This window comes from Rhizobium sp. IBUN, assembly GCF_000510625.1.
Taxonomy (GTDB): domain Bacteria; phylum Pseudomonadota; class Alphaproteobacteria; order Rhizobiales; family Rhizobiaceae; genus Rhizobium; species Rhizobium altiplani.
In genome coordinates, this window is sequence record NZ_AZNV01000062.1 from 1 (window position 1) to 24,962 (window position 24,962).

25 protein-coding genes and 3 pseudogenes are annotated in these 24,962 nt (G+C 58.7%); 16 read left to right on the forward strand and 12 right to left on the reverse strand.

Annotated elements, in window-relative coordinates:
- From RHIBUN_RS0130560 to RHIBUN_RS0130595, 8 genes are all read right to left on the reverse strand, one after another.
- Nucleotides 1-588, reverse strand: a 588-nt coding sequence (locus RHIBUN_RS0130560) for a response regulator transcription factor (RefSeq protein WP_025662545.1), incomplete at its 3' end; no start/stop codon positions are given.
- Nucleotides 585-1,151: a cytochrome b/b6 domain-containing protein gene (locus RHIBUN_RS0130565; protein ID WP_025662546.1), complete on the reverse strand. Its 567-nt coding sequence runs from the start codon at nucleotides 1,149-1,151 to the stop codon at nucleotides 585-587. The genes RHIBUN_RS0130560 and RHIBUN_RS0130565, both read right to left, overlap by 4 nt.
- A 1-nt stretch (nucleotide 1,152) precedes the next feature.
- Entirely contained in the window at nucleotides 1,153-1,419 is a 267-nt protein-coding gene (locus RHIBUN_RS0130570; RefSeq protein WP_025662547.1) for a PepSY domain-containing protein, read from the reverse strand.
- Nucleotides 1,420-1,814: 395 nt separating this feature from the next.
- A complete protein-coding gene (locus RHIBUN_RS0130575) occupies nucleotides 1,815-3,413 on the reverse strand; it encodes a CopD family protein (RefSeq protein WP_025662548.1) in 1,599 nt (532 codons plus the stop codon).
- A 16-nt stretch (nucleotides 3,414-3,429) separates the two neighbouring features.
- Nucleotides 3,430-3,957 (reverse strand): DUF1775 domain-containing protein, encoded by a 528-nt coding sequence (locus tag RHIBUN_RS0130580; protein WP_025662549.1) that lies wholly within the window; start codon nucleotides 3,955-3,957, stop codon nucleotides 3,430-3,432.
- A gap of 56 nt (nucleotides 3,958-4,013) precedes the next feature.
- Entirely contained in the window at nucleotides 4,014-4,457 is a 444-nt protein-coding gene (locus RHIBUN_RS0130585; RefSeq protein WP_025662550.1) for a pseudoazurin, read from the reverse strand.
- A 348-nt stretch (nucleotides 4,458-4,805) separates the two neighbouring features.
- Entirely contained in the window at nucleotides 4,806-6,749 is a 1,944-nt protein-coding gene (locus tag RHIBUN_RS0130590; protein ID WP_025662551.1) for a PAS domain S-box protein, read from the reverse strand.
- An 18-nt stretch (nucleotides 6,750-6,767) separates the two neighbouring features.
- The gene (locus RHIBUN_RS0130595) at nucleotides 6,768-7,496 is read right to left on the reverse strand and encodes a helix-turn-helix domain-containing protein (protein WP_025662552.1); all 729 of its coding nucleotides are present in this window, start codon (nucleotides 7,494-7,496) and stop codon (nucleotides 6,768-6,770) included.
- 236 nt (nucleotides 7,497-7,732) lie between these two features.
- Here RHIBUN_RS0130595 and ccoN point away from each other — a divergent pair, with 236 nt between their 5' ends.
- The 10 genes and pseudogenes from ccoN to RHIBUN_RS37730 form a co-directional block, all read left to right on the forward strand.
- The gene (ccoN, locus tag RHIBUN_RS0130600) at nucleotides 7,733-9,355 is read left to right on the forward strand and encodes a cytochrome-c oxidase, cbb3-type subunit I (protein ID WP_025662553.1); all 1,623 of its coding nucleotides are present in this window, start codon (nucleotides 7,733-7,735) and stop codon (nucleotides 9,353-9,355) included.
- 8 nt (nucleotides 9,356-9,363) lie between these two features.
- A complete protein-coding gene (gene ccoO / locus RHIBUN_RS0130605; protein ID WP_025662554.1) occupies nucleotides 9,364-10,098 on the forward strand; it encodes a cytochrome-c oxidase, cbb3-type subunit II in 735 nt (244 codons plus the stop codon).
- A 9-nt stretch (nucleotides 10,099-10,107) separates the two neighbouring features.
- Nucleotides 10,108-10,260 carry a cbb3-type cytochrome c oxidase subunit 3 gene (locus RHIBUN_RS0130610; RefSeq protein ID WP_018860175.1) on the forward strand — a complete coding sequence of 51 codons (153 nt, stop codon included), beginning with the start codon at nucleotides 10,108-10,110 and terminating at the stop codon, nucleotides 10,258-10,260.
- 1 nt (nucleotide 10,261) lies between these two features.
- Nucleotides 10,262-11,125: a cytochrome-c oxidase, cbb3-type subunit III gene (ccoP, locus tag RHIBUN_RS0130615; RefSeq protein WP_025662555.1), complete on the forward strand. Its 864-nt coding sequence runs from the start codon at nucleotides 10,262-10,264 to the stop codon at nucleotides 11,123-11,125.
- Nucleotides 11,126-11,136: 11 nt separating this feature from the next.
- Nucleotides 11,137-11,325 (forward strand): hypothetical protein, encoded by a 189-nt coding sequence (locus RHIBUN_RS0130620; RefSeq protein WP_025662556.1) that lies wholly within the window; start codon nucleotides 11,137-11,139, stop codon nucleotides 11,323-11,325.
- A 363-nt stretch (nucleotides 11,326-11,688) separates the two neighbouring features.
- Nucleotides 11,689-13,257, forward strand: a complete 1,569-nt coding sequence (gene ccoG, locus RHIBUN_RS0130625) for a cytochrome c oxidase accessory protein CcoG (RefSeq protein ID WP_025662557.1) — start codon at nucleotides 11,689-11,691, stop codon at nucleotides 13,255-13,257.
- Entirely contained in the window at nucleotides 13,254-13,739 is a 486-nt protein-coding gene (locus tag RHIBUN_RS0130630) for a FixH family protein (protein WP_025662558.1), read from the forward strand. Before ccoG ends, RHIBUN_RS0130630 begins: the two co-directional genes overlap by 4 nt.
- Nucleotides 13,736-16,024, forward strand: coding sequence for a cation-translocating P-type ATPase (locus RHIBUN_RS0130635; protein ID WP_025662559.1), 2,289 nt, complete (start codon nucleotides 13,736-13,738; stop codon nucleotides 16,022-16,024). Before RHIBUN_RS0130630 ends, RHIBUN_RS0130635 begins: the two co-directional genes overlap by 4 nt.
- A complete protein-coding gene (ccoS, locus tag RHIBUN_RS0130640) occupies nucleotides 16,021-16,179 on the forward strand; it encodes a cbb3-type cytochrome oxidase assembly protein CcoS (RefSeq protein ID WP_018860169.1) in 159 nt (52 codons plus the stop codon). The genes RHIBUN_RS0130635 and ccoS overlap by 4 nt, the downstream gene beginning before the upstream one ends.
- Nucleotides 16,180-17,135: 956 nt before the next feature.
- Nucleotides 17,136-17,246: pseudogene (locus RHIBUN_RS37730) on the forward strand (IS5/IS1182 family transposase); the annotation flags it as partial.
- Between the two features lie 328 nt (nucleotides 17,247-17,574).
- On the opposite strand, the gene RHIBUN_RS36610 reads toward RHIBUN_RS37730, so the two are convergent.
- Entirely contained in the window at nucleotides 17,575-17,751 is a 177-nt protein-coding gene (locus tag RHIBUN_RS36610; RefSeq protein ID WP_156932780.1) for a hypothetical protein, read from the reverse strand.
- Nucleotides 17,752-17,937: 186 nt separating this feature from the next.
- Nucleotides 17,938-18,213: pseudogene (locus RHIBUN_RS36045) on the reverse strand (IS3 family transposase); the annotation flags it as partial.
- Nucleotides 18,214-19,542: 1,329 nt separating this feature from the next.
- Between RHIBUN_RS36045 and RHIBUN_RS0130670 the strand changes: the two are divergent.
- Entirely contained in the window at nucleotides 19,543-19,884 is a 342-nt protein-coding gene (locus tag RHIBUN_RS0130670; protein WP_198021206.1) for a DUF982 domain-containing protein, read from the forward strand.
- Between the two features lie 9 nt (nucleotides 19,885-19,893).
- Here RHIBUN_RS0130670 and RHIBUN_RS0130675 read toward each other — a convergent pair whose 3' ends face one another.
- Nucleotides 19,894-20,289: a hypothetical protein gene (locus RHIBUN_RS0130675; protein ID WP_025662563.1), complete on the reverse strand. Its 396-nt coding sequence runs from the start codon at nucleotides 20,287-20,289 to the stop codon at nucleotides 19,894-19,896.
- 215 nt (nucleotides 20,290-20,504) lie between these two features.
- Entirely contained in the window at nucleotides 20,505-20,798 is a 294-nt protein-coding gene (locus RHIBUN_RS0130680) for a hypothetical protein (RefSeq protein ID WP_025662564.1), read from the reverse strand.
- A gap of 615 nt (nucleotides 20,799-21,413) precedes the next feature.
- Between RHIBUN_RS0130680 and RHIBUN_RS0130690 the strand changes: the two genes are divergently transcribed.
- From RHIBUN_RS0130690 to RHIBUN_RS0130710, 5 genes and pseudogenes are all read left to right on the forward strand, one after another.
- Nucleotides 21,414-21,866 carry a hypothetical protein gene (locus RHIBUN_RS0130690; protein ID WP_025662565.1) on the forward strand — a complete coding sequence of 151 codons (453 nt, stop codon included), beginning with the start codon at nucleotides 21,414-21,416 and terminating at the stop codon, nucleotides 21,864-21,866.
- Between the two features lie 243 nt (nucleotides 21,867-22,109).
- On the forward strand, nucleotides 22,110-22,868 hold the full coding sequence (locus RHIBUN_RS0130695; RefSeq protein ID WP_025662566.1) for a response regulator: 759 nt from the start codon (nucleotides 22,110-22,112) through the stop codon (nucleotides 22,866-22,868).
- A gap of 62 nt (nucleotides 22,869-22,930) precedes the next feature.
- The gene (gene ccmI / locus RHIBUN_RS0130700; RefSeq protein WP_025662567.1) at nucleotides 22,931-24,046 is read left to right on the forward strand and encodes a c-type cytochrome biogenesis protein CcmI; all 1,116 of its coding nucleotides are present in this window, start codon (nucleotides 22,931-22,933) and stop codon (nucleotides 24,044-24,046) included.
- A gap of 4 nt (nucleotides 24,047-24,050) precedes the next feature.
- Nucleotides 24,051-24,503 carry a cytochrome c maturation protein CcmE gene (ccmE, locus tag RHIBUN_RS0130705; RefSeq protein ID WP_025662568.1) on the forward strand — a complete coding sequence of 151 codons (453 nt, stop codon included), beginning with the start codon at nucleotides 24,051-24,053 and terminating at the stop codon, nucleotides 24,501-24,503.
- Nucleotides 24,500-24,962, forward strand: a pseudogene (locus tag RHIBUN_RS0130710) (heme lyase NrfEFG subunit NrfE); the annotation flags it as partial. The gene ccmE and the pseudogene RHIBUN_RS0130710, both read left to right, overlap by 4 nt.

Consider the following 24,962-nt stretch of genomic DNA (forward strand, 5'->3'; position numbering starts at 1 on the left):
CCTCGAAATCGCGAGCTCGACCGCATTGCTGCTTCTTTCGTCGCCGAATTCTGAAAACGCATGCTCCATCTTAACCTTGGAGATCACCTTGCCGCCATTGCGCATNAGGAGTTCGAGCAGGTCCTTCTCCGACGGTGCGAGTGCAATCTCGGCGCCGGCGCAGGTCACTCGTCGTGAAGCGATATCAAGTTGGATGTTCGCAAATTCCAATGTCGGCATCGAGGTGACTGGCGCGCGCCGCATGAGAGCACGAATGCGCGCGATCAGTTCGCCATTGTGGAAAGGCTTCGCAAGATAGTCATCCGCGCCTGCATCCAGGCCAACGATACGCTCATCGATCGCGCCGCGGGCCGTCAGCACGAGAACGGGCGTCTGAATCTTTGCACCTCTCAGTGATCTCAAGACATCAATTCCGTCCTCGTCAGGCAGGCCGAGATCAAGAAGCAGAAGATCGTAGTCCGCTCCCTCAACAGCGAGCCGTCCCTCCTGCGCGGTCGCGAAGGCGTCGATTTTCCAACCGACGCTTCTGATGGCTTCGCAAAGCAGTTCTCGAAGCCGTAAGCTGTCCTCGATGAGCAGAATTCTCATGCCTTCTTCCGACCAGTAACCATGGACCAGACAAGATTTTCCCTGTGCCTCCAGCTTTCGATGACGGCGGCGCCGGCGTGGACGAACGCTAGAACCATGATGCTGTTGGCGATTGCGCCGTGCAATTCCTCCAGCCACTTTTCTCCCCAGAAGGCGTCGAGCGTCGTCATCCAGCCCGTCAGCGTCGTTGCGGCCAGCAATGCCATCAGGCAAAGCATCATCACTGAAGCTAACGGATTATGGCCAACGTAGCGCTTTTCGTTCCGATCGAGGATGTCCAGGATGTGCCCCATCACCTTCGAAGGCGTCGGCAAGAAATCAACGAAACGGGAGTGCTTCGTGCCAATGAATCCCCAGATGATGCGGACGAGGATTGCGGTGGCAACGACGTATCCTGTGACGCGGTGCCAGTACTTTCCCTCCTCAAGCACGAAGAGATTGAGCGTGCATGCCACAACCACCGTCCAGTGAAACAACCGGACAACAGGATCCCACACTTTGATCATGCGCTGGGCAGTGTTGGAGGGCGCTGGGCCCTCCTTCCGCGATGAGACCATCGTCATCTCAGTCCCCCTTCTGGACAATGGCACCGGAAACGGGATTGAAATAGACCTCGGCCCGATCTCCATCCTTGTCCTTGCCGTAGATTTCGTAGCAGTTGCCCGTGACCTCGAACGTCTTGACCTTGTAGCCCATGGCGTCGATCTTCGCCTTCATGGCTACTTCGGACATCCATTTGGACTTTGGTTCACCGGTGCAGCTCGGGCTGGCGAGCGCCAGGGCAGGCGTTGCGGATGCGATAGCAATGGCGGCGATAAGTTTCAGTTTCATGGAAGATGTCCTCTGTTGATAACCCGTTGCGGGCGACGGGGATACCGATACGGCAGGGAAGCTGTCGGTTTCCCGTCTGACGAACGAACATCGAGCGAGCGTCGTATTCTCGCTTTGCACCAGTGCCTCGTCGTGCTCAGGCCCGGCAGCGGCTCACCGCAGGAAGCGCAAATCCGACTGCAGGCCAGTTCAATCTCGCGCCCGACATTAGGCAGTCAACGTCTGACCGACACTTTGTCAGAGCATGTAGCCAGCGACGTTACTGCGACGAACAGGCGGTTTAAAAGTCCTTTGCGGGCCGACAGATGTCGGGCAAGGTTTGCCCCGCCAATCCTCCAACCATGCCGCCCGAGATCCGGATGATCCGCTAGTTCGAATTTGCAGTGACGGCCCGGCTACGGCCGCAGCTCGCCTTCAAGGTGCTTCATGGTGAAGTCGTCGATCAGCACTTCGATGTCGACCCTCCAACCGGTCGGATCGAATGTTGGCAGGCCGCTTGCCTCCCATCCACCTTTGGACGATTTTTTGAGGTCATACTTGATCGGCTCCACGCCGGCGTCTGGATTCCACGCACGCAGCGTTGCGCCCTGCGGATCGATCGGATCGAAGTCCGGGGTCAGGAAGTCAACCTCCGCCTTCGCCGTGCCGGCGGCCAGGTCGGGCACAAGTTTCAGCTGAGCCATGACTTCACCGGAATGAAGATGAATGGAGAAAGCCTGCGGCCTTGCGGCATATTGCAGTTGATCCGGCCCGGCGAAGCGCCAGAGTGATGCCGTGGCTACGATTGCAACAGCAAGCGCAACTTCAGCGGCGATTGATCGGCGGAGCTTTCGGCGAGCTGTCTGATCTCCCGCAGCAGCCGGCCTCGTCAGCCAGAATCGATTGTATATTGCGAGAGCGCAGAGAATTCCAACCAGGCCCACCTTCAACACGAGCAGCCGGCCGTAAAGCGACAGCGGAATGGTCTGGAGACCAGGCAGCTCAAGCCACGCGAGCGCCGCGCCTGCCATCAACAGCACGAAGAACGGCAGTGGAATGACACGCGAGAAACCCGCAAGCGGATCCGGAGGCCCCGTTCGACTTAACCGCCAAAGGGGAGGCAGGCTACCAATCCAGAAGAGGAGCGTCGCGCCATGAAGAACAATGCATGCCCGGGCGAGCCAGGGCATAGCTACGACGTTGCAATGACCTGTGAAGCCGAAGGACGCGGAGGCCGCACCCATCGCAAGAACCGCAAGCGGAAGGTAGGCAGGGCTGGCTCGACAGATGGGTATCGAAGCAAGAAGAACCGCGACTGACGCCATGCCTGCGGCGATCGCAGCGCCACTCCTTGAGGCGACAAGCAAAGGCTCCGGGCCGGCGAACGCCAGGCCGAGGCCCAGTTCGTCCAACCCCTGCAGATAGACACCCGACGAGAAGAGAAGGACGCCCAGAACGATGACAAGATCAGGTCGCCTTGTGCGCGACTTCGCCGGATAGAGCCACCGAGTGAAGAGCGTTCCGCCGATCAGGACGGCGAGGTATAGAATCGAGACTGTGTGTATCGACCATATCGCACCCTGTAGCAACACGGAGGTGTCCGCAACAGCCGGTGCGGAAATGGCAGATGGTGCCCCGACGTGAAATACGATCGAGCCCCCGACCGGATGTCCATCCTCGGAAACCACGCGATAACTGACAATGGCGGTGCCGCGCGAGATCAACCGCGGGATCGCCAGGTCGACTTCGGAGCCTGATGTTGCGGGAAGGTCGATCGAGTTTCCTTCGCCGATCCTGATGCTTGCCCGGACAACGCTGACCGGTTCGCTGAACCGAAGCTGGACATTGGCTGGCGCTGCTTCCACGACAGCGTCATTGGCAGGTGAGGCATTCAACAAGACGGCATGGGCATGTGCGCCCGAAGGCGCAAGAAAGCCCATGCCTGCCACAAGCAGCGCGCAAGCCGCTTTTATGAATGATAGACGTGTCGCCCAGTTGCGTTTTCTAAGCCACATGGGCGATCACCTTGGATCAGGAACGCGGCTGTTCCACAACGTCGAAATAGGGAGCCGGCTTCTCGTAGTCGTCGGACGACTTCCCCGCCGCGGGAACCTCGATCCAGCGTTCGGACGCTCCGTCGGTGCATTCCTGCACGATCGGGACGTAGACCCGTGTGCCGAGCGGCAGTTCCGTAGCCACCGTCCCGCGGAACACGAACTCGTCATATTCGTCGTCGGCGAGATTTCCACCGCTCCAGATGATCTCGGTGAGACCTTCCTTCACCGGCTTGCCGTACAGATCATAGCTCTTTTCGTAGCTTCCCTTTATCTTCTTGACGGTCCAGCCCGCCTTCGGCATCGGCTTGGCTGACAACAACCCCTCGGGGATTTTTACGCGAACCTTGAGGGTGGGCTTTCCCTCGCAACCGTGGCCAATCCGGACCACTGCCTTGTAGGCTTTGCCAGAGATGCCTTGAGCCTGCTCAAGCGTTGCATGTGCGTGTGCGGCGCCCACCGCGAAGACGCTCAGTAGGAGGGTTGCTGCTACCTGTCTGATCATGAAAGTGGTCTCCCTGCGCGGACTGGCGCAGTGCGCCAGCCCCAGCAGGTTGGGGGTTATTGGGTAACTTGAGCGAGGTCGGCATCGAGACGCTTGCGTACCATGTTCGGTACCTTCGCGGCCTTGATCGCGTCCAGGTTTGCCGGCTTGTCGCCGACCTGGATCAGTGCCACCATGCCCATGCCGGCATGCGGCGTGCACTTGATAACGTAAGCGCCCGGAACGTCGAACTTGGTCTGAAACTGTTCGCTTGGCTTGGATTTGAACTCAGCCGCACCATCGGGGATGAGACCCTTGAACGTTTCGACATTGTGGCTCTTGTCCGTGGGCACGAAAGTGACGGTGTCGCCGGGAGCGATCTTGACGAAGCCAGGTTCGAACACCATTGCGCCTTCGGTGCCCTTGTTGAGCATTTGCACCTGATGGTCTGCTGCCATGAGCGGTGCTGCAGAGGCGACAAGGGCTACCGTTGCAGCGATCAGGCCGAATTTCAAACGCATTGCATATCTCCTATTCTACGGGGCCGAAACGTTGGCCTCGGGAACGGTTCTAGGACATGCGGTTGCTGTCTTCTTTGACGCTCGTCAAATTTGGGCAACATCGGTTGCATATATCCGCACCGATGATGAACCGTTCAGTCGACCGGTGATGAGACGAAGAGACGGGAAGGGCGGGTCTCGTGCTCGACGACCGCCCTGGCCACGTTCACTTCGTTCGAGATCACGATATCGGGGCAATTCATTGAGGCCACATCACTCGTCAGCCCGTCGGCTTGACGCGTGAGGAAGGCCAGTCTTCCAGCCCTCTCGAGGCCAGACGACAGATTCGGCTAATAGTGCGAATACCGCTTACGATAGGCTCTGCTGCTGAGCCTTATCCAGCATGTCTCGAACCTTGAAGGCGAGATCGCGGGCCGTGTACGGTTTGCGCAGCCACTCAACGCCGGGAATGACTTCGTTCGTCGCCAATGCCGGCTCCGAGTAGCCGGATGTGAGCAGAATGGCGATGTCGTGCCTGAGGTCGCGAACCTCTCTGGCGAGCTCGTCTCCGGTCATCCCGCCTGGCATGACGATGTCCGTGAACAGCAGCGCGACGTCATCGTTCTCATAGAGCAGTTCAAGCGCGCGGCGTCCGTTCTCGGCTTCGAGCACCTGGTACCCCATGTCGGCAAGCCTCGCCAACGCCACCCGTCTCACCCGCGAATCGTCTTCGACGACCAGGATCCGCTCGGTGCCGCGGGGGAGGGCGCTTTCGACCGCGCCCCGATCCTGGCTTCCGGCGTCCGGCCTGGCGCCGCTGATTGCGGGCAGGTAGATCCGGATCGTGGTGCCCCGTCCGACCTCGCTGTAAATCTGAAGATGCCCGCCGGACTGTTTGACGAAGCCGTAGACCATGCTCAGTCCAAGGCCTGTTCCCGAGCCCACCTCCTTGGTGGTGAAGAACGGTTCGATGGCCCGTTTCTTCACGTCCTCCGTCATGCCGTCACCCGTGTCGGTCATCGCGATGAGCACGAAATTGCCGCTTCGCACCTCCGGATACATCTTCGCATAGTCGGCATCGAGGTGAGCGCGCGTGATTTCCGTTGTCAGGCTTCCGCCCTTGGGCATTGCGTCCCGCGCATTGAGGGCGATGTTGAGGATGGCGTTCTGAAGCTGGGAGCTGTCGACCAGCACATTGAAGTCGGACCCGGAGAGAATCGTGGACAGCCTGATGTTTTCGCCCAACGTTCTGCGAAGGAGATCAGAGAAGCCGGTGACGAGTTGGCCGAGGTCTGCCTGTTTGGGGCTGAGGGGCTGGCGTCTGCCAAACGCCAGCAACTGCCCGGTCAGCTTGGCGCCGTCGGCCGCCGCATCCTGCGCCTCGCGCAGAATGTCGCGCAGCGGCCCGGGCGGCAGCTTGTCCTCGATCATTTCCAGATTTCCACTGATGACAGTCAGAAGGTTGTTGAAGTCGTGTGCGAGACCTCCGGTCAACTGGCCAACGGCTTCCATCTTCTGCGCTTGGCGTAGATCTTCCTCGATCTTGAAGCGGCTGGTCAGATCGCGCACGAAACCCGTGAAGATGCGCTCGCCATCGGCGGTCGCTTCCCCGACATGAAGCTCCATGGGAAACTGCGAGCCGTCAGCGCGCCGGCCGGTGACGACCCGTCCATAACCAATGATGCGCTTTTCGCCGGTGTGGAGATACCGGTCGATGTATCCGTCATGTGCGTCACGGTAGGGGTTTGGCATGAGATTGCTGACATTGCGACCGCAGATATCCTCCGCGGCCATTCCGAACAGCGTTTCAGCGGCCTTGCTGAATGAAAGAACGATACCCTTCTGGTCGATGACGATCATTGCATCGGGAACGGTATCCAGGATCGAAGTCAGGTGGGCCTCTCGCGATCGCACGACTTCTTCGGCCTTGCGCAGCGCGCTCACGTCACTATTGGCCTGGATGACCGCCGGATCGCCGTCGGGAAGGTTGACCAGGACGCAGCGGGTCGCGACGTTGATGTAATAGCCGCTCTTGTGGCGGTGAACGACCTCGCCTTGCCAGAAACCGCGCGACTTCAGATGCGTCCTTATATCTTCCACGGGTTCAGGGAACCGGGTGTCGAGCAGTTCGTCGACACTTTCTCCGACGGCTTCCTCCCGCGCCCATCCGTACATGCTTTCGCAACCGATCGACCAGTGGGTGATCGTACCTTCAAGGCGATGTACGATGATGTCGGCCCCGTCCAGCACGTGCACGAGCGCATCCAGCTCGTGGGGCGATGCGGTGCGCGGCGCTATCAAACGATGGGGCATGTCGGCTCTTTCAAGACATCAATGAACGCTACCCCTATGACAGGTCTTTTCCGAAAAATCATCAGAATTGCCGGACAGCTGGACGAGGCGGGATTGACTGACGATCCTGAGGTCATGCCTGCCTTCCGGGATGACGATATTCTTGGCGGCGAGCTTCGAGATGGTCCGCGAGACGGTTTCGATCGTGAGGCCGAGATAGTCGGCGATGTCCTGCCGGTTCATGGGGAGGCGTAGGAGACCCTTCTTCAGTTGCGACGAGCTGCGTAACGCCAGCTTCAAGATGAAGCTGCAAAGGCGTTCCTCGGCGTTCTTCTTGGAGAGAAGCACCATCTGGTCGTGGGCGGCAGCCGTCTCCTTGCAGAGCAGGTTGATGTAGGCTGGTCTCAAGGCGTCCGAGCGCGAAACCTCATCGTGGAAGGTTTTGCGCGAAACCCGACGGATCTTGCAGTCTGTAACAGCCTCGGCGGTGAACAAGAGGTCGCCTTGCAGGAAAGCGCCGACCACGTCGCCAGCGAACTGGAATGCTGTAATGACCCGGCGGCCTTCACCAATAATGCGGTGGAGCCGGACCACGCCTTCCACAATCTGGAAGAGGTGCTTGGCGGCATCTCCCTCCCAGCAGATCGCCTCGCCAGCCTCGACCGTCTCGGTGGCCGACATCTGAAATACCGATGCCAGCGGCTGGTCACAGCCCAGCTTGCTTGTGGCCTCTACGTTTTCGAAAGCGGTGTTGCCCTGCATCAGCATGTTGGTGCCCCTCCTTGATGTGAGGGCATAAGACGCTGGTCCTGTCACACGGAAATGATCGGACTGTGAGAGTTGGTGCGACTTTGTAACAGTCTGTAACAGCAGCGCCTGGCCGGCAGCAAAGTCGCGCTTCGTTGACATAGATCAAGGAGCATGGGTCCCCGCCATGACAGTCGTTCCCGAAAGTACGAGAAAGGCGGTCGCGGAGCGGTCGTCTGCGCACTGGGGACGACACCATGAACTACTCTACGGAAACGATGGCGGTCGCGGTTGCAGCATTTCTGGCACTGCTGGCCGCTGCATTCGCGCATGACCACCTTTTTGCTGTCCATATGAGCATCCTGTCCTTCTGCTTATTGGCGGGCACCGTGCTCCTGATCAGGAGGATCGACTTCTCTCCTGCGGCACGAATTGCGAAGCCGGACACCTCGGGCTATTTCGACGAGGTCATCCGGTATGGGCTGATCGCCACTGTCTTCTGGGGAGTGGTCGGTTTTCTTGTCGGCGTCGTTGTCGCCGCGCAATTGGCGTTCCCGGATCTGAACATCGCGCCGTATCTGAACTTCGGGCGGCTTCGTCCTGTACACACCTCGGCGGTCATTTTCGCGTTCGGCGGTAACGCCCTCATCATGACGTCGTTCTATGTTGTTCAGCGAACCTGTCAGGCGCGGCTCTTCGGAGGAAGCCTGCCCTGGTTCGTCTTCTGGGGCTACCAGCTCTTCATCGTCATGGCCGCGACCGGATACGTCCTGGGCATTACCCAGGCACGCGAATACGCAGAACCGGAATGGTATGTGGACATCTGGCTGACGATCGTCTGGGTGGCGTATCTCGTGGTTTACCTGGGGACGATCCTGAGGCGCAAGGAACCACATATCTATGTGGCGAACTGGTTCTATCTCGGCTTTATCGTGACGATCGCGATGCTCCACGTCGTGAACAACCTCGCTGTTCCGGCGTCGTTCCTCGGTTCGAAGAGCTATTCCGCGTTCTCAGGCGTGCAGGACGCACTGACCCAGTGGTGGTACGGACACAACGCTGTGGGCTTCTTCCTTACCGCCGGCTTCCTCGGGATGATGTATTACTTTGTTCCAAAGCAGGCAAACCGTCCGATCTATTCGTATCGCTTGTCGATCATCCACTTCTGGGCCCTGATCTTCATGTACATCTGGGCTGGACCGCATCACCTGCACTACACTGCACTTCCCGACTGGGCACAGACCCTCGGCATGGTGTTTTCGGTCATGCTCTGGATGCCTTCCTGGGGTGGCATGATCAACGGCCTCATGACCCTGTCGGGCGCTTGGGACAAGATCCGGACAGATCCCATCATCCGCATGATGATCGTTGCGATCGCCTTCTATGGCATGTCGACCTTCGAGGGTCCGATGATGTCGGTGAAGACAGTCAATTCGCTCAGCCACTACACGGAATGGACCATCGGTCACGTCCATTCGGGCGCGCTTGGATGGGTTGGGATGATCACCTTCGGCGCGGTCTACTATCTGACGCCAAAGCTCTGGGGCCGCGAGCGGCTTTACAGCCTGCGCATGGTCAACTGGCACTTCTGGCTCGCGACGCTTGGCATTGTCGTTTACGCGGCCGTCCTTTGGGTCGCCGGCATCCAGCAGGGTCTGATGTGGCGTGAGTACAATTCGCAGGGCTTCCTGGTCTATTCGTTCGCCGAAACCGTCGCAGCGATGTTCCCCTACTATGTCCTGCGTGTCGCCGGAGGTGCTCTCTATCTGGCTGGCGGTCTGGTGATGGCCTGGAACATCTACATGACCATCCGCGGCCACCTGCGAAACGAAGCAGCAATTCCCACCGCCTACGTGCCCCAGGCACAGCCTGCCGAGTGAGGTGAAACATGGCATCGATACTGGACAAACATCAGATCCTCGAGAAGAACGCGACGCTTCTTCTTGTCGGCTCGCTCCTCGTGGTCAGCATCGGCGGGATCGTCGAGATCGCGCCACTGTTTTACCTGCAGAACACGATCGAGAAGGTTGAAGGGATGCGCCCCTACACACCGCTCGAGCTTGCGGGTCGCAACATCTACATCCGCGAAGGCTGCTACCTTTGCCACAGCCAGATGATCCGGCCATTCCGCGACGAAGTCGAACGATATGGCCACTATTCGCTCGCTGCGGAATCCATGTACGACCACCCGTTCCAGTGGGGCTCGAAGCGCACTGGTCCGGACCTTGCCCGCGTTGGCGGCCGCTATTCGAACGAATGGCACGTCCAGCACCTCGCAAATCCGCGAGCGGTCGTGCCGGAATCGATCATGCCGAGCTACTCCTTCCTGAAGGAGCAGGAGATCACGGTGAAGGACGTCGGCATGGACCTCAAGGCAAACGAGGATGTCGGCGTACCCTACACGCAGGACATGCTTGCCAACGCCGAAGCCGACATGAAGGTCCAGGCCGACCCGAACGGCGATACCACAGCACTCCTCGAAAGATATCCGAAGGCGAAGGTTGGCGACTTCGACGGCGATCCGTCGAAGCTGACCGAAATGGACGCCCTTGTGGCTTATCTGCAGATGCTTGGCACGCTCGTCGACTTCTCGACCTACGACGACGCCACCGGTTATCGATGAGGTGAACTGATGGAAACCTATACCGCTATGCGGCACTTCGCCGACAGTTGGGGCCTCCTGGCGATGGCAGCCTTCTTCGTTGGGGCCGTGATCTTCACCCTTCGTCCTGGCAGCGGCCGGACTGCGAAGGATGCCGCCAGCATTCCCCTAAAGGACGATTGAGATGTCGGAAAAACATATTGATGAAATCAGTGGCGTCGAAACGACCGGACACGAATGGGACGGCATCCGTGAACTCAACAATCCGATGCCGAGATGGTGGGTGTGGACATTCTATGTCACGATCCTGTGGGCGGTCGCATACGCTGTCGCCTATCCTGCCATTCCGATGATCACCTCGGCGACGAAAGGCTATCTGGGATTTTCCAGCCGCGCGGAGCTTCAGCAGGATCTCAATCAGGCAAAGGTCGCGCAGACGAAGTTCCACGACGTGATCGCGGCAAAGACTGTCCAGGAGATCGATTCCGATCCTTCGCTTCGCGAATTCGCGATCGCGGGCGGCGCTTCGGCATTCAAGGTCAACTGTGCTCCCTGCCATGGATCCGGCGCAAGCGGGGGACCGGGATTCCCCAACCTCAACGACGACGACTGGCTCTGGGGCGGAGACCTCGATTCAATTCAGGCAACCATCGCCCATGGCGTGCGCTACGAAGCGGACGCCGACAGCCATGTGTCCGAAATGCCGGCATTCCGTGACATGCTGGATCCCGTACAGACCAAGCAGGTTGCGGCCTATGTATGGAGCCTGACGAACACGCCTTCCGACGCGTCCGGCGCGGAGGCTGGCAAGCAGATCTTCCTCGATAATTGTGCTGCATGTCACGGGGAAGATGCCAAGGGCAAACTTGAGATGGGCGCCCCGAATCTCGCGGACGCGATCTGGCTCAAAGGAAGCGGCGAAGATGCCATCGTCCGTCAGGTTATGGCACCCAGGCACGGCGTGATGCCGGCATGGGCGGGCCGACTGGGCGACACTGCCGTCAAGGAACTCACGGTATTCGTCCATTCGCTGGGTGGCGGTCAATAGAGGAGATCACAATGACGACGCACGACCACAATCCATTGCTTGGCCTTTACGGTACCCCTCGCGCGGTGATCCATTCCCGTGTCTCCGCACGCACCAGCAAGACGACGAATCCTGCAAGCGAACAGGAGGACGCGCAAAAAATGGGTAATTCGATCGTCAGTTTGATCTGCCTCAAGGACCAGAAGCCGACCAGCCGTTAGAAGCATGACTGTCCAGCGGGATGTAAATGCGCACTTCCCGCCCCAGTAAACTCCAGGCCGTACCTTCGAAGGTGCGGCCTCTTTTTTGCGAGGGGCTGAGGCTTGCCTGTGGAGGCAGCCCCCAAAGGCAGCAAGATCGCAGATCGTTTGACCTGGCTCAAACAGAGCACGGCCGAGCTCTGCTATGTTTGCTGTGTCTAGTGGAGGTCACATCGCGGACCTCCTTCCGCGATCCTTCGGGCCACGCCACCTCTCCAAAGCGTGGCCCTCCCTTTTTCGGGAACCGCCCGGATTATTGATCTGCGTCAAGGAACCGGGATCGGCAAGATGGGAAAACGGCCGGGTGAAATTCGGACGAGCCCAATGAACCTCTACACCGCGCCAGATCCAGACAACGTCGAACGCGTCAATGCCGAGCCGGTCAATGCACGCCGCAATCGCCAGCCGCTTTATGCTCCGCGAAAGAAGATATTTCCCAAGCGGGCGGAAGGTCGCTTCCGCCGGTTCAAATGGCTCGTGATGCTGGTTACCCTCGGCATTTACTATGTCTCTCCCTGGATCAGGTGGGACCGCGGCCCTTACGCGCCCGATCAGGCCATCCTCATTGACCTCTCGTCGCGACGATTCTTCTTTTTCTTTATCGAGATCTGGCCACAGGAATTCTACTACGTCGCCGGTCTGCTGGTGATGGCAGGTTTTGGACTGTTCCTGGTTACGTCTGCCATCGGCCGCGCCTGGTGCGGATACGCCTGTCCCCAAACCGTCTGGGTAGACCTTTTCCTTGTTATCGAACGCGCGATCGAAGGGGATCGCAACGCGCGAATGAAACTGGACGCCGGTCCCTGGACGCTCGGCAAGATGCGCAAGCGCATCCTGAAACACACGGTCTGGCTCTTGATCGGCATTGCAACAGGCGGCGCCTGGATTTTCTATTTTGCCGATGCTCCGTCGCTCGCCGTCTCACTGTTTTCCGGCACGGCACCCATCGTCGGATACGCCACTGTCGCTACTCTCACCTTCACGACGTATGTTCTCGGCGGGCTCATGCGAGAGCAGGTCTGTACCTACATGTGCCCATGGCCGCGTATCCAAGGGGCGATGCTCGACGAGAATTCCCTTGTCGTCACCTACAATGACTGGCGCGGCGAACAACGGTCGCGCCATGCCAAGAAGGCCCAGGCGGCGGGTCAGGCGGTTGGCGATTGCGTCGATTGCAACGCCTGTGTGGCCGTATGCCCGATGGGAATAGACATCCGCGATGGGCAGCAGATGGAGTGTATCACCTGCGCACTCTGCATCGATGCCTGCGACAGCGTCATGGACAAGATCGGAAAGCCGCGCGGACTGATCGCCTATGCGACGCTCAGTGAATATGCGGGCAACATGGCCATCGCCACTGATGGTGGCCGGGCGCCAGTCCAGCCGGCGAAGGTGCGCAATGTTGATGGAACCTTCATTGCCGGGATCCGCCACTTCAACTGGCGGGTCATCGCTCGGCCCCGGCTTCTATTCTACGCCGCCGTCTGGGCGTCGATCGGCCTGGCCATGCTTATCCACTTGTCGATGCGTGAACGCCTCGAACTCAACGTCGTCCACGATCGCAATCCGCAGTATGTCCTCGAGAGCGACGGCTCCATTCGCAACGGCTACACGCTTCGAATTCTCAACATGGTTCCCGCTCCGAGGAAGATCGACCTCTCCATCTCGGGCCTGGAAGGTGCGACGATGCGCATTCCGGAATTGAGCAAGACGGAGGCCCGCAACTTCACCATAGCTGCTGCGCCTGACGCGGTCACCGCGCTCAAGGTCTTCGTAACCCGAAAGCAGACCGGCGCCGCCGTCAACGAGTTTCTGTTCTCGATCGAGGACGAAGGCCATTCCGATCGCGCGACCTACCGCGCGGCGTTCAACGCACCAGGAGAGAACAGATGACTGCTCGCGCCCATGGCTTCACAGGCCGCCACATGTTGTTCGTCACGTCTGCATTCTTCGCCGTGGTGATCGGAGTGAACGTGACCATGGCGTGGTTGGCTTCGTCCAGCTGGAGCGGCCTCGTCGTAGAAAACACCTATGTGGCCAGCCAGGAATTCAACAAGAAGGCGGCCGCAATAAAGGCGCTGGCGGCCACCGGGATCTCCGGCAGCATCTCGATGTCACATGGAGTGTTCCACTACAACCTCAAGAACCGCGACGGGTCGCCGGCTGCGGCGGATATAGTTGTCGCCAACTTCAAGCGCCCCGTGGGCGATCACGAGGATTTCAACATCTCGCTCGAAAAGACTGGCGAAGGCAGTTTCACGACAAGCCGTCACGTGCCTTCAGGCGACTGGATCGTCGAACTGATCTCGCGCCGAGGCGATGCCGTCGTCATGCACGAGGCCGTTCGTTTTGATACTGCGGGGTTCGGCCAATGACCTGCTGCACAATGGACGCCGACGGCGTGCTGGCAATGAGTGCGACATCCTTCAGTTCCGAGGAAGTCACCCTTGCCAGTCACCCACTCGGTTCCGGTCTCTTCCAGCTCGATCTCAGCGTCCCGGATGCTCACTGCGGAGCCTGCATCGCGACGATTGAAAGGGCACTTGCAAGACTGCCCTTCGTTCGCAAGGCGAGAGTAAATCTGACATCCCGTCGCGTCAGTTGCGTATATGCCAAGGAGGTTGAGGGGCGCCGGACGGACCCTGCGGAAATCATCAACGCTGTAAATTCGGCGGGCTACCGAGCTCATCTGTTCGCGCCCGTTGCAGCGGAAAACGACAAGACCAGGAACCAGCTTCTTCTGGCAGTTGGCGTCGCAGGATTCGCGGCCGCAAACATCATGCTGCTTTCGGTGTCGGTTTGGTCAGGGGCAGATGCCGCCACCCGCGACATGTTCCATTGGATTTCCGCAATGATCGCAGCACCGGCGCTGGTATACGCAGGTCGCTTCTTCTTCCAGTCGGCATGGAACGCACTGCGGCACGGCCGCACGAACATGGACGTTCCAATCTCGCTCGCGGTGACGCTGTCTTATGCGGTCTCTCTATGGGAGACGATGCACCACGGCGAGCACGCCTGGTTCGACGCGACAGTCTCGCTGCTCTTTTTCCTTCTTATCGGCAGGACGCTTGATCACATCATGCGAGAGAAGGCGAGGGCCGCGATCAACGGCCTCGCGAGAATCTCGCCGCGTGGCGCTCTCGTGGTGTCCCCCGACGGCTCGCGTCGCTACGTCGCGATCGAAGACATTTCAGTTGGCGACGAAGTCGCCGTTGCTGCCGGCGACCGTATTCCGGTTGACGGTCTCGTCTCCAAGGGGGAGAGCGACCTGGATCTTTCGATCGTCACCGGCGAAAGCAACCCGGTAGCGGTCTCAGAAGGCGCCGCCGTAAGTTCGGGAGCGATGAACCTGACCGGCTCGCTGGTGGTTCGGGCAACGAAGCTCGCAAAGGATTCGTTGCTTGCGGAGATCATCAACCTGATGGAAGCTGCCGAAGGAGGACGCGCCCGTTACCGACGCATCGCTGATCGTGCTGCGGCCTTGTACTCGCCTGTAGTGCATCTGCTTGCCCTCGTCTCGTTTCTCGCCTGGGGGTTGCTGGGCGGAGACTGGAAGCAGGCCATGCTTGTGGCGGTGGCAGTTCTTATCATCACGTGCCCCTGCGCACTCGGCCTTGCTGTTCCTGTCGTACAGGTCGTTGCCGCAGGAGAATTGTTCCGGAAGGGAATAATGGTGAAGGATGGCTCGGCGCTGGAACGTCTGGCCGAGATTGACACGGTCGCATTCGACAAGACAGGAACACTGACGCTCGGAACCCCGCGCCTTGTGAAAACCGTGGCGGACGGCGACGCCGACGTCGCGCTCGCGGCGGGGATGGCACTCCACTCCAGGCACCCGCTCTCTCAAGCCCTTGCCCGCGGCACCCCGATAGCTCCCATGCCGTTCGACCGCGTGAGCGAGATCCCGGGCGGCGGTCTGGAAGCACGTCACGGAGACGGGCACTACCGTCTGGGTAGCGCTGCCTTCGCCTGTGCGCAAACCTCAAATTCGGCCTCGCCCGATAATCCCCTTTCGGAGGTTGTTCTTACGAGCGACGGCGTCGTGAAAGCTCGCTTCTTCTTCGAAGACGTGATGCGGCCGGGCGCGGAAGAGACGATCGCCAGACTTGATGCAGGACGCTTTGAAACATTCATCTTCTCGGGTGATCGTCAGTCTGTCGTCGACGCTACGGCGGCCAAGCTTGGCGTTCGTCGTGCAGTCGGCGCCTTGTCGCCAAAGCAGAAAGTCGACGAATGCGAGACCCTGAACGAAAGTGGACGACGGGTCTTTATGGTCGGGGATGGTATCAACGACGCGCCGGCGCTTGCCGCTGCGCATGTTTCCATGGCGCCGGCCTCGGCCTCTGATATCGGGCGCCAAGCCGCTGATCTCGTGTTCTTTACCGAACGCCTCGATGCAGTTACCGAGGCTATCCAGATCGCACGACAATCGGCGGCATTGATCAGGCAGAACTTCGTCCTGGCGATCGGCTATAACGTGTTGGCGGTTCCAATTGCCATCGCTGGTCTCGCCACGCCCCTGATTGCCGCGGTTGCCATGTCCACCTCTTCCATCATCGTCGTGACAAACGCTCTCCGTCTCACTGCCTTTGGAACCCGTCCCTTATCGCGGCTTTCAAGGGAGCCAGTTGCGCTCGCCAAGGAGATAAAGACGGCATGAACATGCTCATCTACCTCATACCGATTGCCCTCTTCATGGGGGGCATAGGGCTCGCGGCTTTCCTCTGGTCTCTGAAGAGCGGCCAGTATGACGATTTACAAGGTGCAGCATGGCGAGTGCTCGCCGACGACGAGGCCGATAGCTCGAAACCGTGAAAAGGCATGGAACGCGATCGCTTAAGTTCGTTGTCCACCTTTCCAAACGTCGCCCAATTGGCCTCGCCTCTTACGAGCGGGGCTTTTGTTTGGCGATCATCATCCGTACACAGAACGCGATCCGGTTTCGATCCTAGGCGTCGAATAGCGACGACGGCAACTCAAAAGTTATTCGGCTCGGCCCCGCGAGGCGGATTGCCACGGCTTCTCGCAGGAGAGCAAAGCGGAGCTCCAATGCGGTGATCTCCGGTGACGTTGGCAGCCTGGTCAATTCAGTTGCGAAAAGGTCGAACTCCCTTCCGAGCGAGGTTTCATCAAAAGGTGTGTTCACTTGCTCTCGACCGATGTTTGCTTGAAGACTCAACAGCCATGGACTTATAGCGAGTGCTGCGGATGCGCTTAACCTGCGAGTGGTCATGCTGAATATCCAATCAACAATCTCGCGGGCGGTGTAGAAAATTGGGCCGGTTCCGGAAGCTCCGAGGGGTTGACACGCGAGGGGGCGTGCCGGAGCATCCCGGTGTCCGGTGGTTTGGACGGCACAAGTTATGCGGGACAGGGCGGGCTTGGATAGTGGACAAAGGTCCTGAAGCCATCAGACCCGAGTCCGATCTGTTTCGGACTAAGGTCTGATATTGTGGACTTGAACGCTCTTATTCAAAGCTTCCTTTCCAGTCAGTCGCAAACTCCGGCCCTGCTTGTGAAACGAAATTTAGCAGCCAAAGCGCTGCGTCTTCATCGGTATTGCGAATTCAACTGACTATCTTATTGATCCGACGGGGAAGGGGCGAATCTCCCGGTCGAGGTTACGGCAATCGACCTTCACGGTTTTTCGCATCGAACTCCAGTTCGCGACCCTCGGAACCGGGCAGGCGCTGACGCATGCGGATTTCGTCGTGATGTAAGCAACGATCGACACCGTTGGTTGACCGCTGTTGCGCAAGCCACCCTGGGCTTTATTCGAAAATCCGTTGGCGAAGGCATTGAAGCGATCAGACGGATTGAAGGGCGGACGTCCGCCGTTTCCGGCGGTGCTGATGTTCAAGATCCGGGTCTTGCAGGCGCTCTAGAACCTCTCGGACGACCAGGCCGCATTGCGCCCCAGCGGCGGCGACGCCGCTCCTGACGATTGCGAGCTCCGTCATCAGCCGATCGAACAATGACGTCTTGCTTGTCCGTCGTCCCGTACCCTCCGATGCTCCCGGCCTGATCCCAAGGACGAATTCGGCCAGCACTTCCTGCTGACCTGCAAGGCACGCGACATCAATCCGGCCGACCTGTGGTCGCCAACCGTCACCCCATATCCAATTTACCGATCGGAGGACGTGCTCCCGAGCACCGACCTGATCGCGGTCAGCATCACCTCTTCGTAGTCATCTCTTCCTCTCATTTTTTCTACTGATTGAAGAATCTCGCGACGGGGCCATAGAGCAGGACAGCAAGTGCGACTACGATTGATATTGCCATCACGTTGACGCTCATTCCGATGTATTGCAGCGCAATACAAGCAAGGACCGTGAATGAGACGGTCCAGAAAACGTGTAGCGCGAGACTTACAATTCTGACGTACATCTTTTCACTCCAAACTGCGTTGCAAATGGAATGCGAGGACGTAGAGGCTTGTTCTGATGATACCGACGTCACCGCTTGCTCACGTCGCGTCCTTACCATTTGAATAGTGTCGAAGGAGTTCCAGGTTTCATATCCGTAGAACTACCAATGAGAGTATTGGCCTATTCGCACGGCAGTATGTTTCTCAAGGATCATGGCGTGGTTGGCCATGATGCGATGAACCCGCTTGTGGTTGATGACCGGCTGATCGGCGGCTCGCCGCTGCCTGTTGAGAAGGGCAGCGATCCGCCGATAGCCATACGTCGGCCTGGCATCCACCAGCTTGCGAATGGCAGGCAGCAGCTCGGCATCCTCGGCTTTCAGATAGGGGCCGCGAGGCTTGGACTTACCTTTCAGACGTCCAGCAAGATTGGACCGCGATACGCCCAGGACTTGCGCCACCGTCTTCATCGGGAACCGTCCATGTCGCCGAGCCGCGGGCGCAGGTAAGCGCCACTGCAGTTGGGCGTTTCCGAGCACCGTTTGGCAGTAGTGGTGACTTCGCAGGATGCTGATTGAAACAGGGAGGTTCATGAGAGGGGCGAACCTCCCTGCCATTATTCTTAAAGAGAAGTCTCGTTGGCGGCGGGGATCCGCAAGTCGAAACCTTCACTTCGTCGCATCCCAGGTTGCGATTATCCTAATATATACTTACTCGGAAAAGTGGTCTAATCATTCAAAGGTATTAGTCGGCTTACGGCGCCTGATCCAAGGTTGGACCGAGACACTTCATTTCAAGCATTGCCTCGCAAGACGCCTCAGCAAGGATCGCTAATTGTTCCGGACCGTGTACCCCCTGGCGGTAGATCTCAATGACAATAGCCGCAAGGTGGAGCCTATCGTGGTCGTGATCGATCGAATGCTTTTGTGCGACGCTTTTCAAGACATCCTCACAGATGGACAAGTCTTGTGATGTGAGTGCTTGGTCACGTTGTTGCATCGTATGGTGCCACCCCCAGGATTGAGGGTTGTACAAGGGCGGGTTCCGGAAGCTCCGAGGGGTTACACGCGAGGGGGCGTGCGGAGCATTCCGGTGTCCGGTGGGGTTGGACGGCACAAACTATGCGCGACAGGGTGGCTTGAACAGTCGGACAAAGGTCCTGAAGCCACCAGACTCGAGTCTGATCCATCTCGGACTTAGGTCCGATGTTCAGGAACAACACTAATGACGTATTAAGGCCCGAGGCATGACACCGCCTTGCCAAAGTCTATGCGCAAACCGGAATGGACTAAGATATGAAGAAGCTCGCTATCGCAGCGCTGGCGTTCGCGACTGCGTTGTCAGCGTCGCCGGCGTTCGCTCAGATCTACTTTGAGTATGGCACGGGACCTCGCTACTACGATGATCCTCCAGCCCCGCGGTACTATCGTTATTCACCACGCGACGTGTACGATGACGACTATGATGGCCCAGAATATCGCTACGCCCAACGCTGCTGGACACAGAGATACTACGGATACCGTCATGGCCACCGGGTGGTGCGATTCAGGAACGTTTGCGACTAGACACCGGTTTAGCCACGATCAGATCATCGTCGGTCCGGGATCCTTGTGCCCACACTTGCACCGCATGAGGCCGGAGAATTGACCCAACGTCAGCCCTTTCCCAACCTTCTTCTGTATCCCCCAGCGATAGGCTCGGCTGGCTCTCGAAGAGCGCATTTGTCCCAGAGCGGACAAATTAGAAGAATCTTAAAAAGTATCTTGACTGGCCGGGTTTAATACTCGCCTGATTCGGCCATGGGTGACGGTATGACTGAATACGTAGGTGAACACATCAGTATCCGCGACGTGTTGGTGTGCGTTGAGAAGCGCCAGGGCATCAACATGCGCCGGCACTGCACGCTAAGCGATCTGGCCTACAGCCTGCTTTACAGGTGGCCGGACGATCACCGCGGCAAGGAATGGGTCGTTGCACAGGCCATGTGCCTTGAGGCGATGGAAGGGCATCGTGACCCGGAGCAGGCGAGGGCGGCATTCGTGGCCGCAGCTCTCGCCGCTGAGATGCTGATGGTCAAGGAAGCATACATCCAGGTGCGCGGAGAAAAGCGTTCGTGGAAGACGAAGGGTAGGGACCAGCCTTCAGCGAACTGAGAGTGGGTCTCACAGCCTAGGGACAGATGTGATCACACCCCTAACGACTTTGGTGCCCTCCACATCTATTTTGCATACGGCCTCTATTCTCGCCCCTGGGAAATCCCGCACTTTCATGGCGGCGGCTAGTTGTTTTTGTTCTCCCTTGCTGGGCGGAGAGCAAAACGACCAGGTCTTCTCGAGGTAGAAGGGAACATCCGAGGGGAAACCCATGTAACGGCGAGTTTTCCTCTCGTTGCGAATGTTCACCATGATTGCCCGCAATCCGCTTGGATAGGAGAGTGAAAACGCTCCCTCGGGCATCGTCGGCCTTGTAAAGTTGCCCGCGCGATATGCCTCGAAGGTCCACCAAGAGCCGGCCACGACGATAGCCGAAACTATAATTCGGTCTTTCAGCTTCCCCATCTTCGTCCCACTTCGTCTAGTCCAATGGCCATTTGCTTAGTTGGCGAACGGCGCCTTGCCGCCGGCTATTTGAGAATAACCAGCGGCTGCCTCATTTATTTCCCGTCGCTCTCGCCAGCTTCCGCCTGCGATTGGTGGACTGCGTCGGCACGGGAACCGGGCGACTGGCCAGGACACCGGAACAAGAGGGTGATCCGACGGTGCCCCAAGCTCACTTACTTCTGGCCCCAGCCGTTGTTACCAGAGGCTGCGCCGCCGACGCCCAGTGAATGCACCGCTTGAGCGCGAGACCCCGGGGTAGTCGTCTGGTCATGGCCAACGCCGTCGTAGGCCGTGCCGTTACCACCAACGACGCCGCCATTTCCTGTGCCGCTGGAGGAATAGGTGCCGACCAGATTACCGTTGCCATTGGTGTCGGTGGCGCTGTCACCTTTGAGGCTATAGGCCGCTCCCGCGAATGCGGAAGAAGCTGCGAGAGCGATGGCGGATGCGAGAATTACAAACTTCATGATTGTCCTTTCAGTTTGGACTAGCTTTGGGGCATGCATAATCAGCGGCAGGACGCCCCGTCCCCCGGCCGCCGATGCGTATTCTGGGATTATTGGTCGCGGCACTCGTGGGTGACCCGGTCTGACGAAAGGTGAGTCAACTTGCCTGAGCGGGCCTGGGTGGAAATGCCGTAGATCAGGGTGATGATCGCCGTCTTTAACTGCTTCGGATCGCCATGCGGCGTCGTCACTTGTACGATCTTGGTGGTTATTGCCGTTGGTCTTTCCTTGGCTTGTCCGTGGCCTCATCAGTGCCACCTCGCTTCGGATCGCGACAGTCTTGCTAGCCGTTCTGTGTTTGCCGCGGAGTTCCCTGCCGCAACTACATAAGGTTGCTAGCCAATGTGTTGTTTGTTCGGGACTGCCAATTGCTTGCGCTGTACCGCCAAGCCTTGAGGCTTCGAGTGAGGTGCCATACGCCAACTGAGCGTTCTTTCTGCAGGGTAAGAAAACACCGGCCAATTTTGGAAAAGGCCCGCGGCCAGCTAGAGCCCATGAGCAATGCCACCGAATCTTCTACGGTTTCGGCGTGCCGATACTTGCCGGCCCAGTCTATTTCGACCTAAAAATGTGACGATGAGCAAACTCGAAAGGCTACTGGAGGAATTCAAGGCTCTCCCACCGCATCTGCAATCTTGTGTCTTAGACTCAAGATCGAGGTGGGCGGAACTGTATGCCGCAGCAATCTATGCCGACCGGTTCGAGGTCGAGATTGAAATACCCAAGCGGACCAATGAGAAGGCGGTGGATTTCCTGGCTAACGGGAAGCGCATCCAGCATAAGTTTATGACCAAGCGAGGTTTCATCAAGCTTCGGGCGGACCATGCCGACTTGGTTGACGAGATCATGGCTACCGTGGATCTGGGCCATGGCCATCGGTTTTTCGTGATCCCAATGGAGGCATACGTGCCTGTGGCGAAGCGATATGGCCCGTACTCGAGTCAGAAGTACGTCTCGCTGGAGGTTAACGCCACGCTGATCCCGACGCTATTCGGGCAGTACGAGGTTGGACACGGCACAGCACCATGACGTCTCCATTGCGGCAAGATTAAATCTACGCTAAGCGACCTTGGACTTAGTGGTTCGGCGCTTTCCTGGGGGGCTCTTGCGAGAGGCTCCATCTTCGTAAATCATCCAGGTCGACCCTTTTCCGGGCTATTTGATTTCGATGAAGCGTATAGCCAGGTGTTTTGCGGACAGAAAGCGCAACCGGCATTAACTGTCTGCGCACCGGTGGCATTGTTCCTCATCCTACGTTATCTGGATGGAAGGATGACAGCAGGGCACAAGGCACAGATGGACGCTGACCGTATTCTGGTCGTCGACGATGACGCGCGCATAAGACAGATGTTAGTTCGCTATTTTGAGGACAACGGATTCCGCGTGACAGCCGTCGGTAACGGCACAGCCATGCGCTCCGAATTGGCAAGGGAATCCTACGCGGCCATATTCCTCGACCTAGTACTGCCGAACGGAGAGAACGGTCTCGAACTGCTGCGTGAGCTTCGTGGCACCTCTGACGTGCCGGTCCTGATGCTGACCGGGCAGGACGATGTCACCGACAAGGTGGTTGGCCTTGAGGTCGGCGCCGACGACTACATTGCCAAGCCCTTCCATCTCAGAGAGCTTCTTGCGAGGCTGAGGACCGTGCTGAGAAGGCGCACCTCCTCAGGCCTGCCTTCCAAATCCGGCGCCCTCGACGAAGAAAGCCTGGAGTTCGAAGGCTGGAGGCTCGACGTCTCGCGAAGGCGGCTCACCTCTCCTTTGGGCGCCGACGTGTCCCTGACCACCGGCGAGTTCGACATGTTGCTCGTGTTTGTCCGCAACCGGGGTCGTGTGCTGTCGCGCGACAAGCTCATGGATTTGACCCGAAACCGGAATCTCGAGGCCTTCGACCGGGCGATCGACGCCCAGATCGTCCGGCTTCGCAAGAAGATCGAGATAGATCCCAAAAGCCCGGAGCTCATACAATCCGTACGCGGCGTGGGTTATGTGTTTACGGGGCGGCGAAGCTACTCTTCCAGTATTTGATCTTCGTCAATGTGCGCCTTGCGGGTTTGGCTATTTTCCCACCAGCAACGGCGTCAGGAAAAATGACTATCTGGATCCTCTTCGCGGTGATGACGACCGCAACAACAGCCATACTGCTGCATCCACTTTCTTCGGGGCGCGCTCGGCCGATACAAGCAAGGGGAGCCGACAAGCTCTACCGAAAGCAGCTTCTGGAACTCGAAAACGAGCTTGCATCCGGAGACATTCTGCCAACTGAATACGAGTTGGCCCGGGCAGAGACAGCGCGGCGCCTTTTCAAGGAGAGCGAAGCGTCAGAACGCCGTTTATCGGTAAAACGGCCCGGTTACTGGCTCCGTCCTGTCGTCGTCGCATTTCTTCCCTTGCTGAGTGTCGGACTGTACGTCTCTCTTGGATCACCTGACATGCCCTCACGCTCCCTGCAAGCAAGGCTGGCAGATCCGGGACAGGATTTTGCAATTCTTGTAAGGAAGACCGAAGACCATCTTTCTCGCAGCCCGAATGACGGCCGCGGATGGGACGTTATAGCACCTGTCTATCTCCGAATGGGCCGCGCAGCCGATTCGGAGCGAGCGTACCGGAACGCGCTTCGTCTCCTCGGACCGCAGGTTACGAGGCTCGAGGGACTGGCGGCGGCGTTGATAACGCAGTCTGGCGGGTCGGTTGCCGAGGACCTTCATGTGGTCCTCTTGCAGATACTGGCTATTGAACCTGACAACCCACGCGCAAAATTCTATCTGGCACTCGGCCAGGAGCAGGCTGGCAGTCAGGCTGAAGCAAGGAGTGCTTTCGAGGCGATAGCCAGGAGTTCTCCGGCAGATGCCCCCTGGCTGCCGCTCGTCAACGAGCACATTGCCAAGAATGGAGGCCCTATTGCCGCCACAGGGAGAAAGGGGTCGGACCGACCAAAAGGCGAACGCGGCCTTTCACAGAGCCCTGATGCGGCAGAGCCGCAGTACACGATACAGGCGATGGTCGAAAGCCTTGATAGCAGGCTTCGAGCTGAGCCCAACAATTTCGACGGCTTCATGCGGCTTGTGCGTTCTTATGCCGTGCTGAACGAAAGAACACGCGCGGTCGACGCGTTGCAGCGCGGGCTCGCGGTCTTCCCTGCGACGAGCGAACAAGGAAAGCAACTGGTTGCACTGGCGCGCGAACTTGGCATTGAGAGGGAATGACGGAATGTCACGCAAGCAAAAGCGCCTGGCGGTGATCGGCGGCGGCATGAGCTTCATCATTGCCGCGGTGCTTCTGGTCATGTTCGCCTTCAGCCAGTCGGTGGCCTATTTCTACATGCCTTCCGATCTGGCGAAAACGCCGGTGGCACCGGAAACCCGCATACGTCTCGGTGGCCTCGTGGGCGAAGGCAGTATCGTGCGCGGGAAAGGATCAACAGTTCTATTCGCGGTCACCGACCCCAGCGGAGAGAGCGTCAGCGTCAGGTACGCCGGCATTCTCCCAGATCTGTTCCGGGAGGGGCAGGGCGTGGTGACCGAAGGCCGGTTCGAAGGGGCGAGCCATGAATTCGTCGCAGATACGGTACTCGCCAAGCACGACGAAAAATACATGCCGAAGGAAGTTGCCGACAAGTTGAAAGAGCAGGGGCTGTGGCAACACGCGGGAGAACCGCAATGATCATCGAGATCGGCCACTATGCCCTGATCCTGGCGCTGGCGACGGCGCTCGTGGTCTCCGTCGTGCCGGTGATCGGTGCAAGGCGCCTCGACCGTGCGATGATGGATCTGGCCTCTGTAGGGTCCCTGGCGATGTTCGCGCTGGTGGCGTTCTCCTTCGGAGTTCTGACCTACGCCCACGTCGTCTCTGACTTCTCGGTCGCCAATGTCTGGGAGAACTCCCACTCGCTGGTGCCGCTGCTGTTCAAGTTGTCAGGCGTCTGGGGCAATCACGAGGGCTCGATGATGCTCTGGCTGCTGATCCTGGTGCTGTTCAGCGCCCTGGTCGCGCTCTTCGGACGGAATTTGCCCGATACGCTGCGGGCAAACGTGCTCGCCGTGCAGGCCTGGATATCGGTCGCCTTCATCCTGTTCATCCTGCTGACCTCCAATCCCTTCATGCGGCTGGATCCGGCCCCGG

What these genes read in the sequence shown, in the direction of transcription:
- ccoO (WP_025662554.1), top strand. Translation starts at nt 9,364, where the DNA reads ATGGCATCGATACTGGACAAACATCAGATCCTCGAGAAGAACGCGACG.
- RHIBUN_RS0130575 (WP_025662548.1), bottom strand. Translation starts at nt 3,413, where the DNA reads ATGTGGCTTAGAAAACGCAACTGGGCGACACGTCTATCATTCATAAAA.
- RHIBUN_RS0130630 (WP_025662558.1), top strand. Translation starts at nt 13,254, where the DNA reads ATGACTGCTCGCGCCCATGGCTTCACAGGCCGCCACATGTTGTTCGTC.
- ccoN (WP_025662553.1), top strand. Translation starts at nt 7,733, where the DNA reads ATGAACTACTCTACGGAAACGATGGCGGTCGCGGTTGCAGCATTTCTG.
- RHIBUN_RS0130595 (WP_025662552.1), bottom strand. Translation starts at nt 7,496, where the DNA reads ATGCTGATGCAGGGCAACACCGCTTTCGAAAACGTAGAGGCCACAAGC.
- RHIBUN_RS0130670 (WP_198021206.1), top strand. Translation starts at nt 19,543, where the DNA reads ATGACTGAATACGTAGGTGAACACATCAGTATCCGCGACGTGTTGGTG.
- RHIBUN_RS0130620 (WP_025662556.1), top strand. Translation starts at nt 11,137, where the DNA reads ATGACGACGCACGACCACAATCCATTGCTTGGCCTTTACGGTACCCCT.
- RHIBUN_RS36610 (WP_156932780.1), bottom strand. Translation starts at nt 17,751, where the DNA reads ATGTACGTCAGAATTGTAAGTCTCGCGCTACACGTTTTCTGGACCGTC.
- RHIBUN_RS0130590 (WP_025662551.1), bottom strand. Translation starts at nt 6,749, where the DNA reads ATGCCCCATCGTTTGATAGCGCCGCGCACCGCATCGCCCCACGAGCTG.
- RHIBUN_RS0130695 (WP_025662566.1), top strand. Translation starts at nt 22,110, where the DNA reads ATGACAGCAGGGCACAAGGCACAGATGGACGCTGACCGTATTCTGGTC.
- ccoP (WP_025662555.1), top strand. Translation starts at nt 10,262, where the DNA reads ATGTCGGAAAAACATATTGATGAAATCAGTGGCGTCGAAACGACCGGA.
- RHIBUN_RS0130610 (WP_018860175.1), top strand. Translation starts at nt 10,108, where the DNA reads ATGGAAACCTATACCGCTATGCGGCACTTCGCCGACAGTTGGGGCCTC.
- ccmI (WP_025662567.1), top strand. Translation starts at nt 22,931, where the DNA reads ATGACTATCTGGATCCTCTTCGCGGTGATGACGACCGCAACAACAGCC.
- RHIBUN_RS0130680 (WP_025662564.1), bottom strand. Translation starts at nt 20,798, where the DNA reads ATGAAGTTTGTAATTCTCGCATCCGCCATCGCTCTCGCAGCTTCTTCC.
- RHIBUN_RS0130565 (WP_025662546.1), bottom strand. Translation starts at nt 1,151, where the DNA reads ATGACGATGGTCTCATCGCGGAAGGAGGGCCCAGCGCCCTCCAACACT.
- RHIBUN_RS0130570 (WP_025662547.1), bottom strand. Translation starts at nt 1,419, where the DNA reads ATGAAACTGAAACTTATCGCCGCCATTGCTATCGCATCCGCAACGCCT.
- ccoS (WP_018860169.1), top strand. Translation starts at nt 16,021, where the DNA reads ATGAACATGCTCATCTACCTCATACCGATTGCCCTCTTCATGGGGGGC.
- ccmE (WP_025662568.1), top strand. Translation starts at nt 24,051, where the DNA reads ATGTCACGCAAGCAAAAGCGCCTGGCGGTGATCGGCGGCGGCATGAGC.
- RHIBUN_RS0130635 (WP_025662559.1), top strand. Translation starts at nt 13,736, where the DNA reads ATGACCTGCTGCACAATGGACGCCGACGGCGTGCTGGCAATGAGTGCG.
- RHIBUN_RS0130690 (WP_025662565.1), top strand. Translation starts at nt 21,414, where the DNA reads ATGAGCAAACTCGAAAGGCTACTGGAGGAATTCAAGGCTCTCCCACCG.
- RHIBUN_RS0130675 (WP_025662563.1), bottom strand. Translation starts at nt 20,289, where the DNA reads ATGGGGAAGCTGAAAGACCGAATTATAGTTTCGGCTATCGTCGTGGCC.
- RHIBUN_RS0130585 (WP_025662550.1), bottom strand. Translation starts at nt 4,457, where the DNA reads ATGCGTTTGAAATTCGGCCTGATCGCTGCAACGGTAGCCCTTGTCGCC.
- RHIBUN_RS0130580 (WP_025662549.1), bottom strand. Translation starts at nt 3,957, where the DNA reads ATGATCAGACAGGTAGCAGCAACCCTCCTACTGAGCGTCTTCGCGGTG.
- ccoG (WP_025662557.1), top strand. Translation starts at nt 11,689, where the DNA reads ATGAACCTCTACACCGCGCCAGATCCAGACAACGTCGAACGCGTCAAT.